The organism is Acinetobacter sp. CAU_H_S139_7, from assembly GCF_058599305.1.
In genome coordinates this window covers 1,673,365-1,687,465 of record NZ_CM178651.1, presented here as the reverse complement: position 1 = coordinate 1,687,465, position 14,101 = coordinate 1,673,365, and the positions used below count along the sequence as shown (strand labels likewise).

The window sequence follows — 14,101 nt, the reverse complement described above, 5'->3', positions numbered from 1 at the left end:
TTTTTTCCCACTAATTTTTAGAAGAAGTGGTGGGAAATGTTTTAGGCTACCCCACCATTAGCGGGGAAAGTTCAGGAGGAGGATGTTGCCCCAATAAATCAGGGGCTTGATAGGCATTGTGCCAAAAAAACTGCGGACGCTCACGAACTTCAAACGCGAGCGGCATTTGATAGTTTATTTCTTTCGGAATAATCAAATGTGCCATTGAAGGCAAATGATCTTGATGGTCTTGATGGTCTTCACCCAATTCAAACTGATCATTTGCCGTTTGAGTATGGCTATCGGCACTGCTTTGCTGGTGTGCCTTATCATCAGACACACACAAGGTGGTTTGATGATGCCCAAAATGAAAATTTTGTTGCGTCACGACTTGAGTTTTTTGTTCTTCATGGACGCAAAAAGCTGCCGCCACGTTCCAAAGACTTTGGAACATGAATAAAGCAACTAAGACGCTAATCCACGTGGTAGAACGCATAATGTCGTACTGAAATAAAGTGACGCTATTGTAAAGCCTAGACTAAGTCTAAGGTCAAGTCTTTTTTAATGACTATGTTCATGTTGGTGTGGATGGCATTCATCTTCTTCAATCTGCAAAGTCACTTGCGTAATCCCATGCTCATGCCCCAATAACTCCACAGCTTGGTGGTATAAAGCTCTCTGATCTACATCAGGTGCAATCAAATGCGCTGTTAAATGCACATTCTTAGAGGTAATGGCCCAAACTTTAAGCTGGTGAATACCTTGTACACCCTCTAAAGCCAGCAAATCATTGCGTAAAGATTCGATATCAATTTCACTTGGTACACCTTCGAGCAAAATATTGATACTTTGTTTCAGTAGCACCCAAGTTCTAGGTAAGACCCAAAAGCCAATCAACACCGCAATAACGGTATCTACCCACATCCAACCTGTGAAATAAATCACCAGTGCGCCAATGATCACACCCACAGAGCCCAAGGCATCACTGAGCACTTCAAGATAAGCCCCTTTCACATTTAAGCTGTCTTGACTGCTCGACACCAAAATCTTCATTGAAATCAGGTTAATGATTAAACCCAGAACCGCAACAACCAACATACCCAAGCTTTGAATTTCAGGTGGCTGACTAAAACGCTGATAGGCTTCATATAAAATGTAAATGGCTACCACAAACAACATCATGGCATTAAACAAAGCTGCCAAGATTTCAAACCGTTGATAGCCAAAAGTACGTTTATCATCGGCAGGTTTTTGCCCAATTTTGATGGCTGCTAAAGCAATCGCTAAAGCAGCGGCATCGGTAAACATATGCGCTGCATCGGACAGTAAGGCCAAGCTTTGCGTGATAAATCCTGCGACCACTTCTACAATTAAGAAGGTAAACGTCAGGGCAAGTGCGATGGTTAATTTCTTGGCATTTTTTGCAGTCACTTCAACATGACTGTGATCATGGTTATGAGAACCACTCATGTAGGACTCCTTATCATTTTATTTAACGGAATGCTTTAGCATTGAAATCGAAGCTTTTTTTAATTTAAAAATTACTCGATTTAGTATACTCGGTTAAAACAATAAAATCATCTTTCATGTGAATACGTCTTTATTTACGGCGTTTTTTCCCTGTCAAAAAGCTCATGGCCTGCGTATAGCCTGTTGGTGTAATACGCTGTACCAGATCGATAATTTTGGCATCTGTTCCAATTAAGACACGGCGCTGGTCTTTTTTTACAGCCTTTAAAATGGCCTGTGCTGCCACATCTGGTGGAGTTTTAAGCATTTTATTGAAAGAACGACTGGCACGCTCAGGGTTCATACCCAGCGCACGAATACTGTCACTCATTCGAGCACTATTGGCGATATTGGTACGTATACCCCCCGGATGAACACAAGTTGCGCTGACGCCACAGTCTTGCAAATCTAACTCTTGACGCAGTGCCTCGGTAAAACCACGGACAGCAAACTTTGTCGCATTATAGGCACTCTGAGTAGGCTGAGCAGTGAGTCCAAATAAACTTGAAATATTCACAATATGCCCAGAGCCACTTTGTTTTAAATAGGGTAAAAAAGCTTTGGTTCCATACACCACACCCCAAAAGTTGATGTTGAAAATCCACTCGGCATCTTCATAGCTCAGACCTTCAACAGTACTCGCTAACGCGACTCCTGCATTATTAAAAACTAAATTGACCTGTCCGAAATCCTGCTGACACTGCTTTGCCCAATCCTCTACAGCCTTACGGTCTGAAACATCTAGTTTTGTGAGCGTGACTGAAATAGGATAATCTTTGACGTGGTTTAAGGTTTCCGCCAAACCCTGTTCATTGAGATCACTGAGTGCTAAATGTGCACCTTGCCTTGCCAGTTGAATCGCTAACTGCTGCCCAATGCCTGAACCTGCGCCTGTGATCGCAGCCACTTTATTTTCAAAATTTTTCATAATGCTCTCTAAATATAGTGTTCTCTAAATATCGTTTTACACTTAAACGTCATGGTGAAGGTTCAAGTACTTTGGTTCTATGCAGACAAGGTCTATTTTAGTTAATCTACAAAAATTATAGTCATGAATGAAATGATCATTTCTAATGATTCAGTATGTATAAAATTCATAAGTGATATTTTGAATATAAGATTATTTTTAATTTTCTTGTATTTTTAAGTGATAGGACTCTGAAAACAAGTTACTGATATCTACATACTGTCTCACACAGGCTTTAGACTATAACAGTCCCGAGCAATTCTGCTTCATCTGTTATATTTTTTTAATCTTGTTTTTGTATCTGTTTCATCAGTCGTTTGCTTTACATAATGTACTCATCACCTCAGTTGAGTGCAGTAACCATGAAAGATCTAGACTCAAAAAAACCAGCAAAATATGCAGATAGTTCAATTTCAGATAAAGCATTTAAAAACATGATTATTTGGTTTGCGATTTACTGTGGGCTTTTTTGTATAGGTGTAATTTTCTTTGTCGGTGCAGATCAAAACTACCTTCTTCAGTAAAAATCTGAAGCTTGTTGCACTAATATCAACATCTAAATTTTGGCTACAGAATTAAATCTCACGAGAAAAACACACTTTGGAGATTAAACCTAGACATGGGTTTAGTCTCTATTTTTTGAGTTGAAGACTAGTAAAACGGCAGTTAAATTACATTCTGGATGGTTAATGTCATTACAAATGAATGACAGGGGCTGTATAAAGATCAGACTCTAGGCCCAAATCACTAAAAACGCTGCAATCACCACTAATACAATACCGAGATGTTCAGCACGTGCCAACTTTTCTTTAAAGAAGTAGGCTGAAATCAACATACTAAAAATAATCTCAACCTGCCCCAAAGTTTTTACAATGGGCACTGACTGCATACTCATGGCACTAAACCAACCCAGTGACGCCAAAAAACTACATAAGCTGACACGAAATGTAAGTCCAATACGCTGCCACATGGCCCATAATGTTGCACGGCGAAATATTCCCAAATACATTAAAAGTAAACAGCACTGTGTCGCAATCACCATTAAGAGCACCCAAGCTGCACGGTGAATAAACGGTAAATTATCTAGTTCTAAACTGGCCTCACGTACCAAGAGCGAGGTAATGGCAAAACATAAACCACTACCGATACCTATACATAAGGTTTGTACGGAAAAATCAGAAAAGTCCCGCCCTTTGGACATTAAAAATACTGCTAAGCCTCCGACAGCAACCCCGAACCAGCCTAAAAGGCTTAAATGATCGGATAAAAAGACCACGGCGATAATCGCGGCAAGTACTGCCTCACTTTTAGCAAGACCCACTCCAATCGCATAATTTTTTTGCTTAAAAAGCTGAACCATCAAGGCTGTTGCTGCAATTTGGCTCAACGCCGCAATAAGCACATAGATAGCAAAACGGAGATTGAAATGGACGGAATCTGTCACAGGTTGGAAATGGTAAAGACAACTGATGTAAAGCAGTGCTAAAGGTAAAGCAAAGATGAATCGTGCTAGAGTCACTCCATAAACATCTACAGTAGTACTGAGTTGCTTTTGAAAAGCGTTGCGCCAAGCCTGCATGAAAGCGGCCATAAGCGTAAAAAGAATCCATGTTATTGTCATCAAGTACTCTATATACAGTTACTTACCTCACCTAATGTAACCCTTTGATGGCAGCACATGTGCTTTATTTTCATGACTTATTCTTATGTGACAAATAACTTAAGTTCTGATGAAACTTCGACTATTGCATTACATGCGCAACATTTCCTCAAAACTGAGTATCGAGTAAATTAAACAGCAAGGCATAAAAAACCGAAGGAGTTATCCTTCGGTTTCTTTGTGAAATTTCACTTCAAGTTTTAGAAGTTATAAATCGCAACCAAGTTCACACGGTTGTCTTGACCTTTTTTACTACCATTTGCCGCAGGTGCAAACGCTTCACGCTCACCGTAGACATACTCTACGCCAAGGCTAACAGGCTGAACTGGGCTATAGAATAAATTACCCCATGCTTGCCATAAGTTTTTATTGATTTTGGTATCATCAGCTACAGCATCAAGGTAGTCCTGATTTTTATCAAAAGTCATATAACCATAAGCCAAAGTACCACGTAATTTGTCATTAAACTTCTGTGTTAAACCGACAGTAATTGAGTCAAACTCACTTTGTTCAATACTTGTGCCTGTTGCAACTACGCCAGGGTTAGTAAAGGATACAAAGCTGCTATCACCTTTGACATGGTAGTAGTCGGCTTTTACAGAAGTTACTGGGGTGATATCAAATTTGGCACCAACGCCTACGCCATACGCCCACTCTTCTTGATTTTGAATGCGTTTTTCATGTGCCATTGCACGCCCACTGACTGAAAGTGCATCATTGAACTTATGATTCAGTCGTCCTGTAAATGCAGGCATACGTTGGCTCATGCTGGCATCTTTCGGGTCTTCCACTGCCGCGACTAAGTTAGTATTTGGCGTGAATTTATGGGTATAACGCACTTGAGGAGTACGTTTAATTGAAGCACCCACATAAGCCAAAGCATCAATCGTTTCAGGGATGTAGTCTGGTGTGGCAAAGTTTGACCACGTTTGACCAATTAACCAGTTACCATAGTTTAAATACGCATGACGAATACGTAAATTATCAAGGTTTGCACCGCCTAAAAAGTCGACCTCAATTTTTGCATTTAAGTTCTGATCGGCTATTGGCGCTTTAAAGTCCAAACCTAATCGCGTTGCTGAAAGGGTTGATCTTAAACGATCGCTATTTTCAGCATTTCCTTCTAAAGGCACGCTATTGATTTGGTTATAGGGCATATCACGAGCGCCACCTTCAGTCTGATACGATGCGTCCGCGCGGACATTACCGTATAAGTTGAACTCTGCCCCACCTTTGGTCAAACCTAAACCCGTTTTTTCAACCGTTTTTGGCGTCGTCAACACTTGACGTTCAACAGCGCTCAATTGAACAGCTTGCTGCTGTTGTTGCTGAGTATTCTGTTGAAGCATTTGTTTTAACGCATTAATTTCATTTCTAAGTTGCTCAATCTCTGCCGTGGTATTGGTTTGTGCATGTAATGCTGCACTACTTAACATCGATAAAGTGACAACTAAAGCATTCTTCTTAAATTGTTTCATTTAACACGGGTCCTGTGTATTTAAGTCTGTCCTGACTTTTACTCTTTAATATTTAGCTCTATTTTTCATCGCTGTTTTCTAACGCAATGCATTTTTTTTAATACTTTAAAATGAAACTTTTTATCGCATTAAAAATCGCGTTAAAAAACAACTTATAAAAAGCAAATTGATTTTAACAGTTCATACAGTTTTTGAAATGAGCCTACTACTAATGCACTAGACTCATGGGTTCAGTATTATTTAATTGGCTGTCGATTTGACTGCATCAAACACTTGTTTTGATTTGGTTTTTTCACCATCTACGGATACTTTTAAGTTGACCATAAACACTGCCAAAGCTGCAATCACACCAGGTATCGCAATCACGAGAAAATTCATTTGATGTGGCAACTCAAAAGTTAACAATGCACCTGTCAGTACAGGCCCAACAATTGCGCCAATGCGTCCAATGCCTGAAGCCCAGCCCATACCTGTAGAGCGCACAGCAGTTGGATAGAACTGTGCGACAAAGGTATACAGTAGAATTTGTGAACCAATAGTTGCTGCGCCTGCAATCGCAATTAAACCGTACAGCACCATTTGTGGACTGTTGAAACCGAGTAGAATCAGTGCAATAGCACCCAAGGTGAACATCGTCGTTAAAACTGGTTTTAAGTGGAAACGGTCTGCGAGCGCACCACCGCCAATCGCTCCAACCATACCGCCAATATTTAAAGCAAATAAGAAAATCATACTTGCACCAAGCGAATAGCCCGCTTGAATCATCAGTTTTGGTAACCAGCTTCCAAGCGCATAGACCATGAGCAGGCACATAAAGAATGCCACCCAAAACATCATGGTGCTAAAGGTACGGCCTTGTTGGAATAATGCTTTTAATGGAGCATCATCACCTGCAACAGGTTCGTTGAGCTTAAATGTCGTTTCAGGCTGAATCGCTTGCTCAGGTGCAATTTTTTGCACAATTTCACGGACTTTTTCAGTTTCGCCTTTTTTAGTCAGGAACATCAACGACTCAGGTAAAAACTTCCAAAGAATCGGTAAAGCCAGAAATGGAATGATTGCGATATAGAACATGATTTTCCAACCATAGTCTGTTACCAACCATGCACCCAATAAAGCTGATGTCATGCCACCAATAGCATAACCACTGAACATAACCGCCACGAGTGTGCTACGAATACGCTTCGGAGCATATTCAGTCATGAGTGCGACCACGTTTGGCATCACCCCACCAATGCCAAGTCCCGCAAGAAAACGTAAAATTCCAAACTCGATAGGATTGCTTGCAAATGCGCCTAGAAAAGTGAAGCCACTAAAAATAGCCACACAAATCATAATGGTCTTTTTACGGCCCAATTTGTCAGACAACGTACCAAAGCTCATTGCACCGAACATCATGCCAAACAATGCTGTACTCGCAAGTAATCCTGCTTGTACTGCACTGAGTCCCCACTCTTGCATCAGAAGTGGCAGTGCCACGCCATAGATGACTAAATCATAACCGTCAAAAATAATAATCAGTAGACACCAAATGAGTACACTCCAATGAAAGGGCGTAAATTTGGCTTCATCGACCACCGTGTTGATGTTAACTGGATTTGTATTCACTTTAAGCCTCCTGCTTGCGAATGTTTGTTGCTGTGCACATTGCAGCAAAAGTAGCTTTCTTGTCCAAAACCGAATAACTCTATATTTATACCTTTAAGGTCGGTTAAGGTTTTTATTGTTTTAAATAAATAGCTTATATCAGCCATAATTTCAGTAAGAGACAGAAAATAAGCAAAACCAAGCGAAAATGACTATAAAAAAGCCATCCCCAAGGATGGCTGTAATGGCTCTATTTAAAATGTAGACGTTAAAAGTATCGTGGAATTTAAATCCCCAAGCTTAGATAAATGCACGGTCATATTTGATCGCTTCAAGGTCATAGACCTGATAAATACAATCAAATAATGAACGAATGTCCTCGCTTTCATCCATGGAACGAATAGCCAGGAAAATGGGGCTAGTCGCTGCATCATCTAAGATTGGAATATAGTTCAAATGCGGCAGTTGAATGGTTCGTGCACTTTCTGGAACTACACAAATTCCTTCTCCAGCGGCAACTAACCCCAGTGCCAACTGTATTTCACGAACTTCTTTTAAATGTTTAGGTTCCAGCCCGTATTCTGAAAACAACCCTTGGACTTGGGTAGAAAAGTTTGGCTTGGGATGACTTGGATAAAGAAATAAGTTTTGATCGACCAAATCCGACAGGTAAATGCCTTGTTTTTGCGCTGTCAAAGGATGACTAGAATGTGCCGCTAACATCAACGGTTCTTCACGCAGTAAAACCCGACGTACAGCAGGATCCGAAATGCGTAAACGTCCAAAACCAACATCAATCCGCCCTTCTTTTAAGGCCTGAATTTGGTCTTTGGTACTCATTTCAATCAATTCAATTTTTAAATGTGGCTGCTGTTGGCGAAATAAATACACAATTTTAGGCAATAACCCATATAACAACGATCCCACAAAGCCCATGGTCACCGTTTTTTCAACCCAACCTACACGCTGTGTCATGGCTTTGACTTCTTCGGCATTAGACAAAAGTTTAACAGCGTGTTGATAGAAGAATTGCCCTGCTTCTGTGGTCTTGAGTGGGCGGCTGCCACGTTCAAATAATTGCACCCCCAATTCAGCCTCTAGATTTTGTATCTGGCGGCTTAAAGGAGGCTGTGCAATGAATAATCTTTCAGCAGCTTTGGTAAAACTCTGCTCTTCTACAACAGCTACGTAGTAGCGAAGGTGTCTCAATTCCATGACTATTTATACCTTTAAGATATATTAAAATGCTAATTTGATCTTCGACAGTTCATATTTATTCTTTTAAGGTATATCACATCAGGTACACAACGCAAGGCTGCGCAGAGTTAAGATGTATAAATCTATAGAAACCTTACTCGTCGAAATCCCCACTATTCGCCCACACAAAATGGCGGTAGCGACTATGCAAACGCAAACGCTTGTCTTGGTGAAAATCAGCACTGAAGATGGCTTTGTCGGTTGGGGTGAAGCGACAACAATTGGTGGACTGGGCTACGGTGAAGAAAGTCCAGAAAGCATTAAGACCAATATTGAAACTTATTTTGCACCTTTATTGAAATCCCTTAAAGCTCCAAACATCGCACAAACCATGCGTGCTTTGAAAAAGAACATTAATGGTAACCGTTTTGCCAAATGCGCAATTCAAACCGCCCTGCTAGATATCCAAGCACAACGTTTAGATTTACCCCTGTCTGAAGTATTGGGCGGGCGTTTGCGTGACAGCTTATCTGTGCTCTGGGTATTGGCATCTGGTGATACTGAAAAAGATATTGCTGAAGCTCAAAAAATGATTGAGGCAAAACGCCACAATATTTTCAAACTTAAAATTGGTTCACGCCGTGTAGAAGAAGATGTTGAACATGTTCTTGCGATTAAACAAGCGCTGGGTTCAGACATTTCTATCCGTGTCGATGTGAATCGTGCATGGTCTGAGCTAGATGCGATTAAGGGTATTCAACTCCTACAAAATGGTGGTGTTGACCTGATTGAACAACCCTGTGCAATCGACAACATTGATGCAATGCAGCGTTTAACACGACGTTTTGATCTTGCCATCATGGCGGATGAATCGCTTATGGGGCCGAGCTCAGCTTACCGTTTAGCCAAAACCAATGCGGCCTCCGTTTTTGCAGTTAAAGTGGCCCAGTCTGGTGGACTAATCGAAGGTCATGAAGTCGCGAAGATTGCCAACTTAGCAGGAATTGACTTATACGGCGGCACCATGCTTGAAGGTGCAGTCGGCACGATTGCTTCGGCACATTTGTTCTCGACCTTTGAAAATTTAGCTTATGGCACCGAGCTATTCGGCCCACTGCTGTTAACCCAAGATATTTTAAAAACCCCACTTCAATACACTAACTTCGCTTTGCATTTACCCCAAGGCAAAGGACTCGGTATTGAATTGGATGAAAACAAGATTGATCAGCTACGCCGCGCTTAAGCGACGTCTTAACCGTTTAGGAGTTATACATGCTTTTTCACGTACGTATGGATGTAAACATTCCACTGGATATGCCTGCTGAAACTGCCAGTGAAATTAAAGCAGTCGAAAAAGCATATTCGCAAGAGCTACAAGCTCAAGGCAAATGGCGACATATTTGGCGTATTACAGGTCAGTACTCAAACATCAGCATTTTTGATGTAGACAGCAATGAAGAGCTACACAACATTTTGCAAGGTTTACCCCTGTACCCGTATATGAATATTGAAGTGATGCCTTTAAACCGACATCCATCGTCTATTCGCGAAGATGATCGTTAATTGAAAAAAGATTTTATGCAATTTAATCACTGGAACCTAATGAATGATCTAGTGAAAGAAATTAACAAGGAACGTGGCAGCTAAGCTTTTCAACCTATTCATAAAGCTAGCCACCACACAGCAAACATACTTAAGGAGCAATAGTATGAATCGTCAACAGATTGATGCATTAGTCAAAACAATGAATGTGGATACAGCAACAGGTTCTGTAGACGCCCGTACTCAACAAATTGTGGTTCGTTTATTGGGTGACTTATTCCAAGCGATTGAAGACTTAGATTTGAGCCAAACTGAAGTTTGGAAAGGTCTTGAATACTTTACGGATGCAGGCCAAGCCAATGAACTTGGTTTACTTGCGGCTGGTCTTGGTCTTGAACACTACCTCGACTTACGTGCAGATGAAGCAGATGCCAAAGCAGGCATTACAGGCGGAACACCACGTACCATCGAAGGTCCTTTATACGTGGCTGGCGCACCTGAATCGGTTGGTTTTGCGCGTATGGATGATGGTTCTGAAGAAGGCAAAATTCCGACTTTAATTATTGAAGGGACAGTGACTGACACTGATGGTCAGATTATTGAAGGTGCAAAAGTTGAAGTGTGGCATGCCAATAGCTTAGGCAACTACTCTTTCTTCGATAAGTCACAATCAGACTTCAATCTACGTCGTTCAATCATGAGTGACCAAGATGGCAAATACGTTGCTCTCACCACGATGCCTGTCGGTTATGGTTGCCCACCAGAAGGGACAACTCAATTTGTATTGAACAAGTTAGGCCGTCACGGTAACCGCCCTTCGCACGTACATTACTTCGTATCTGCGCCAGGCTACCGTAAGTTAACCACCCAATTCAACATTGAGGGTGACCAATACCTGTGGGATGACTTTGCATTTGCAACACGTGAAGGCTTGGTGGCTACCGCTGTCGATATTACCGATGAAGCTGAAATTGCACGCCGCGGTTTAACAGGTCCATTCAAACACATTCAATTCAATGTTGAACTGGTGAAAGATCAAGCGGCTGCACCATCAACTGAAGTTGAACGTCGTCGCGCTAGCGCTTAATTACCCTTGGAACCGAAATAGCCACTGCAAAGTCGCATTTCGGGGACTTCCTCACTTTTGGAAAGTCGGAGAACGGACATGCCACGTATCCCAGTTATTAATACTAGCCATCTCGATCGTATCGACGAATTACTTGTCGACAACTTTGAAACAGGCGAATTCAAACTTCATCGTTCAGTGTTTACTGATCAAGCCCTTTTTGACCTAGAAATGAAGTATATCTTCGAGGGTAACTGGGTTTACTTGGCACACGAAAGCCAAATTCCAAATAACAATGACTATTACACGACGTATATTGGCCGTCAGCCTATTCTGATTGCACGTAACCGTAATGGTGAACTCAATGCCATGATCAATGCCTGTTCACACCGTGGTGCACAGCTTTGTCGTAATAAACGTGGCAACAAAGCAACCTATACATGTCCTTTCCACGGTTGGACATTTAACAACTCTGGCAAACTTTTAAAAGTTAAAGATCCAGCAGATGCAGGTTATTCAGACTGTTTTAACCATGAGGGTTCACATGATCTGAAAAAAGTTGCACGTTTTGGCAACTATAAAGGTTTCTTGTTTGGTAGCTTAAATCCGGATGTTCCCTCTTTAGAGGAATACTTAGGCGAAACCAGCAAAATCATTGACATGATTGTGGATCAGTCTGAACAAGGTCTTGAAGTTTTACGTGGCGCGTCTACCTACACTTATGAAGGCAACTGGAAACTAACTGCAGAAAATGGCGCAGATGGCTATCACGTTTCTGCGGTGCACTGGAACTATGCAGCGACCACTCAACAACGTAAAGAAAAACAAGCGGGTGACAACATCCGTGCCATGAGCGCAGGCGCTTGGGGCAAACAAGGCGGTGGTTCATACGGTTTTGACAATGGTCACATGCTGCTTTGGACACAGTGGGCAAATCCAGAAGACCGCCCAAACTTCCCGAAAGCCGACGAATACTCTGAAAAATTTGGCGAAGCAATGTCGAAGTGGATGATTGAGCGCTCACGCAACCTTTGTCTTTATCCAAATGTCTATTTGATGGATCAATTCGGTTCACAAATTCGCGTACTTCGCCCAATTTCAGTCAATAAAACTGAAGTCACGATTTACTGTATTGCCCCTGTAGGCGAAAACGCGGAAGCACGTACGCGTCGTATTCGCCAGTACGAAGACTTCTTCAATGCCTCAGGCATGGCTACACCAGATGATTTAGAAGAATTCCGTGCATGCCAAGCGGGCTACGCAGGCATTGAACTGGAATGGAATGATATGTGCCGCGGTTCAAAGCATTGGATTCATGGCCCAGATGATGCTGCCAATGAAATTGGTCTAAAACCAAAACTTTCAGGTATCAAAACTGAGGATGAAGGGCTCTACCTTGCCCAGCACCAACACTGGTTAGACATGATGAAAATTGCAATTGCCAATGAAAAAGCACTGGCTGTTGAAACTGCAAATGAACAAGGAGAAGTTGCATGAATGCTCCTACAACACTCAACACCGTTAGCATCGAACAAGTCAGTCAGTTTCTGTATCAAGAAGCGCGCTTTTTAGATGATGAGCAATGGGATGATTGGCTTGCATGTTATGCCCCTTCTGCATCATTTTGGATGCCTGCATGGGATAACGACGATACCTTGACGACAGATCCGCAGTCTGAAATTTCTCTGATTTACTATCCAGACCGCCAAGGTTTAGAAGACCGTGTGTTCCGTATTAAAACTGAACGCTCTTCTGCGACCATGCCAGACACACGTACTTGTCACAATGTGAATAATATCGAAGTGATTGAGCGTGATGGCGATAAAGTTACCGTCCGTTTTAACTGGAATACGCTGAGCTTCCGCTACAAAACCAGTTATAGCTACTTTGGTATGTCGCGTTATGAAATCGACTTTTCAGGTGAAAAACCACAAATTTTAAGTAAATACGTGGTACTGAAAAACGATTACATCAACCAAGTGATTGATGTTTATCACCTCTAAATTTTAGCCACACATCCTTAGTATGCTTTCAGCCAAATGGAGTTTTGGCTGAGAGTTCCAAGTTTCAACGTTTTTAAAGGATATTCAGCCATGTCAAACCACAATGTTGCACTTCAATTTGAAGATGGCGTAACGCATTTTATTACCGTGACTCAAGGTGAGTCTTTATCAGATGCCGCTTACCGCCAAAAAATTAACATTCCGCTAGACTGCCGTGATGGTGCATGTGGGACTTGCCGCGCTTTTTGCGAATCTGGTAGTTATGACATGCCTGAAGAGACGTATATTGAAGATGCGTTAACGCCCGAAGAAGCGGAACAAGGCTATATTTTGGCTTGCCAATGCCGTCCAAGCTCGGATGCCGTATTCCAAATTCAAGCTTCATCTGAAGTCTGCAAAACCGAAATTCACCAGTATCAAGGCACTTTAGTCGCTGTTGAAAACTTATCAGAATCGACCATTACTTTTGATATTCAACTTGATGAAGGTCAACCTGACATTCACTTCCTTGCTGGTCAATATGTCAACGTCGGAATTCCAGAGACAGCAGAAACTCGTTCCTATTCATTTAGCTCGAAACCAGGCAACCGTTTAACTGGCTTTGTGGTACGTAATGTGCCGAATGGCAAAATGAGTAGCTTTTTAAGTAATGCTGCCAAAGCGGGCGACAAAATGACTTTTACTGGTCCATTTGGTAGCTTTTACCTGCGTAATGTGGTTCGTCCTGTTGTTATGCTTGCGGGTGGTACAGGTATTGCCCCTTTTATGTCTATGCTGCAGATTTTAGAAGAAAAAGGCGCTGAACACCCTGTTCGTTTGGTGTTTGGTGTCACCAATGACTTCGACTTAGTTGCTTTAGAACAGCTTAATGCCCTCCAAGCTAAACTTCCATGGTTTGAATACCGTACCGTGGTTGCAAGTCCAGACTCTGCACATGAGCGTAAAGGTTATGTGACTGGGCACATTGACAATGAATGGCTCAATGGCGGTGATGTTGATGTCTACCTCTGTGGTCCTGTCCCTATGGTTGATGCTGTTCGTGGTTGGTTAGATAGCGAAGGCGTTAAACCTGCAAACTTCCTGTTTGAAAAATTCTCTGCAAACTGATTGGGG

General features: G+C 41.9%; 14 protein-coding genes. 7 read left to right on the top strand and 7 right to left on the bottom strand.

What is annotated here, in order from left to right:
• Nucleotides 1–46: 46 nt before the first annotated feature.
• From AC4MC0_RS08280 to AC4MC0_RS08270, 3 genes are all read right to left on the bottom strand, one after another.
• Nucleotides 47–475: a cation efflux protein, CzcI-like gene (locus AC4MC0_RS08280; protein WP_004693170.1), complete on the bottom strand. Its 429-nt coding sequence runs from the start codon at nt 473–475 to the stop codon at nt 47–49.
• 65 nt (nt 476–540) lie between these two features.
• Complete coding sequence (locus AC4MC0_RS08275) at nt 541–1,449, bottom strand: cation diffusion facilitator family transporter (RefSeq protein ID WP_004693172.1); 909 nt, start codon at nt 1,447–1,449, stop codon at nt 541–543.
• A 130-nt stretch (nt 1,450–1,579) separates the two neighbouring features.
• Nucleotides 1,580–2,416, bottom strand: a complete 837-nt coding sequence (locus AC4MC0_RS08270; RefSeq protein ID WP_317113510.1) for an SDR family NAD(P)-dependent oxidoreductase — start codon at nt 2,414–2,416, stop codon at nt 1,580–1,582.
• Nucleotides 2,417–2,817: 401 nt separating this feature from the next.
• Between AC4MC0_RS08270 and AC4MC0_RS08265 the strand changes: the two genes are divergently transcribed.
• Nucleotides 2,818–2,979 carry a hypothetical protein gene (locus AC4MC0_RS08265; protein ID WP_004979714.1) on the top strand — a complete coding sequence of 54 codons (162 nt, stop codon included), beginning with the start codon at nt 2,818–2,820 and terminating at the stop codon, nt 2,977–2,979.
• A 209-nt stretch (nt 2,980–3,188) separates the two neighbouring features.
• On the opposite strand, the gene AC4MC0_RS08260 is transcribed toward AC4MC0_RS08265, so the two are convergent.
• The 4 genes from AC4MC0_RS08260 to AC4MC0_RS08245 all read right to left on the bottom strand — a co-directional run bounded on the left by AC4MC0_RS08260 (nt 3,189) and on the right by AC4MC0_RS08245 (nt 8,395).
• On the bottom strand, nt 3,189–4,076 hold the full coding sequence (locus AC4MC0_RS08260; RefSeq protein ID WP_491887480.1) for a DMT family transporter: 888 nt from the start codon (nt 4,074–4,076) through the stop codon (nt 3,189–3,191).
• Nucleotides 4,077–4,315: 239 nt separating this feature from the next.
• A complete protein-coding gene (locus AC4MC0_RS08255; protein WP_491887479.1) occupies nt 4,316–5,593 on the bottom strand; it encodes a DcaP family trimeric outer membrane transporter in 1,278 nt (425 codons plus the stop codon).
• Nucleotides 5,594–5,833: 240 nt separating this feature from the next.
• Nucleotides 5,834–7,201 carry an MFS transporter gene (locus tag AC4MC0_RS08250; protein WP_010326682.1) on the bottom strand — a complete coding sequence of 456 codons (1,368 nt, stop codon included), beginning with the start codon at nt 7,199–7,201 and terminating at the stop codon, nt 5,834–5,836.
• 279 nt (nt 7,202–7,480) lie between these two features.
• A complete protein-coding gene (locus AC4MC0_RS08245) occupies nt 7,481–8,395 on the bottom strand; it encodes a LysR substrate-binding domain-containing protein (protein WP_317113104.1) in 915 nt (304 codons plus the stop codon).
• Between the two features lie 115 nt (nt 8,396–8,510).
• Between AC4MC0_RS08245 and AC4MC0_RS08240 the strand changes: the two genes are divergently transcribed.
• The 6 genes from AC4MC0_RS08240 to benC all read left to right on the top strand — a co-directional run bounded on the left by AC4MC0_RS08240 (nt 8,511) and on the right by benC (nt 14,095).
• Entirely contained in the window at nt 8,511–9,620 is a 1,110-nt protein-coding gene (locus AC4MC0_RS08240; protein WP_183173346.1) for a muconate/chloromuconate family cycloisomerase, read from the top strand.
• 29 nt (nt 9,621–9,649) lie between these two features.
• Nucleotides 9,650–9,940, top strand: coding sequence for a muconolactone Delta-isomerase (gene catC / locus AC4MC0_RS08235; protein ID WP_005399484.1), 291 nt, complete (start codon nt 9,650–9,652; stop codon nt 9,938–9,940).
• A 145-nt stretch (nt 9,941–10,085) separates the two neighbouring features.
• On the top strand, nt 10,086–11,006 hold the full coding sequence (gene catA, locus AC4MC0_RS08230) for a catechol 1,2-dioxygenase (protein WP_004979728.1): 921 nt from the start codon (nt 10,086–10,088) through the stop codon (nt 11,004–11,006).
• A gap of 78 nt (nt 11,007–11,084) precedes the next feature.
• A complete protein-coding gene (gene benA, locus AC4MC0_RS08225) occupies nt 11,085–12,482 on the top strand; it encodes a benzoate 1,2-dioxygenase large subunit (protein ID WP_279043317.1) in 1,398 nt (465 codons plus the stop codon).
• A complete protein-coding gene (gene benB, locus AC4MC0_RS08220; protein ID WP_491887478.1) occupies nt 12,479–12,988 on the top strand; it encodes a benzoate 1,2-dioxygenase small subunit in 510 nt (169 codons plus the stop codon). The genes benA and benB overlap by 4 nt, the downstream gene beginning before the upstream one ends.
• 90 nt (nt 12,989–13,078) lie before the next feature.
• A complete protein-coding gene (gene benC / locus AC4MC0_RS08215) occupies nt 13,079–14,095 on the top strand; it encodes a benzoate 1,2-dioxygenase electron transfer component BenC (protein WP_491887477.1) in 1,017 nt (338 codons plus the stop codon).
• The last annotated feature ends 6 nt before the right edge of the window (nt 14,096–14,101 follow it).

What these genes read in the sequence shown, in the direction of transcription:
- AC4MC0_RS08280 (WP_004693170.1), bottom strand. Translation starts at nt 475, where the DNA reads ATGCGTTCTACCACGTGGATTAGCGTCTTAGTTGCTTTATTCATGTTC.
- AC4MC0_RS08275 (WP_004693172.1), bottom strand. Translation starts at nt 1,449, where the DNA reads ATGAGTGGTTCTCATAACCATGATCACAGTCATGTTGAAGTGACTGCA.
- AC4MC0_RS08270 (WP_317113510.1), bottom strand. Translation starts at nt 2,416, where the DNA reads ATGAAAAATTTTGAAAATAAAGTGGCTGCGATCACAGGCGCAGGTTCA.
- AC4MC0_RS08265 (WP_004979714.1), top strand. Translation starts at nt 2,818, where the DNA reads ATGAAAGATCTAGACTCAAAAAAACCAGCAAAATATGCAGATAGTTCA.
- AC4MC0_RS08260 (WP_491887480.1), bottom strand. Translation starts at nt 4,076, where the DNA reads ATGACAATAACATGGATTCTTTTTACGCTTATGGCCGCTTTCATGCAG.
- AC4MC0_RS08255 (WP_491887479.1), bottom strand. Translation starts at nt 5,593, where the DNA reads ATGAAACAATTTAAGAAGAATGCTTTAGTTGTCACTTTATCGATGTTA.
- AC4MC0_RS08245 (WP_317113104.1), bottom strand. Translation starts at nt 8,395, where the DNA reads ATGGAATTGAGACACCTTCGCTACTACGTAGCTGTTGTAGAAGAGCAG.
- AC4MC0_RS08240 (WP_183173346.1), top strand. Translation starts at nt 8,511, where the DNA reads ATGTATAAATCTATAGAAACCTTACTCGTCGAAATCCCCACTATTCGC.
- catC (WP_005399484.1), top strand. Translation starts at nt 9,650, where the DNA reads ATGCTTTTTCACGTACGTATGGATGTAAACATTCCACTGGATATGCCT.
- catA (WP_004979728.1), top strand. Translation starts at nt 10,086, where the DNA reads ATGAATCGTCAACAGATTGATGCATTAGTCAAAACAATGAATGTGGAT.
- benA (WP_279043317.1), top strand. Translation starts at nt 11,085, where the DNA reads ATGCCACGTATCCCAGTTATTAATACTAGCCATCTCGATCGTATCGAC.
- benB (WP_491887478.1), top strand. Translation starts at nt 12,479, where the DNA reads ATGAATGCTCCTACAACACTCAACACCGTTAGCATCGAACAAGTCAGT.
- benC (WP_491887477.1), top strand. Translation starts at nt 13,079, where the DNA reads ATGTCAAACCACAATGTTGCACTTCAATTTGAAGATGGCGTAACGCAT.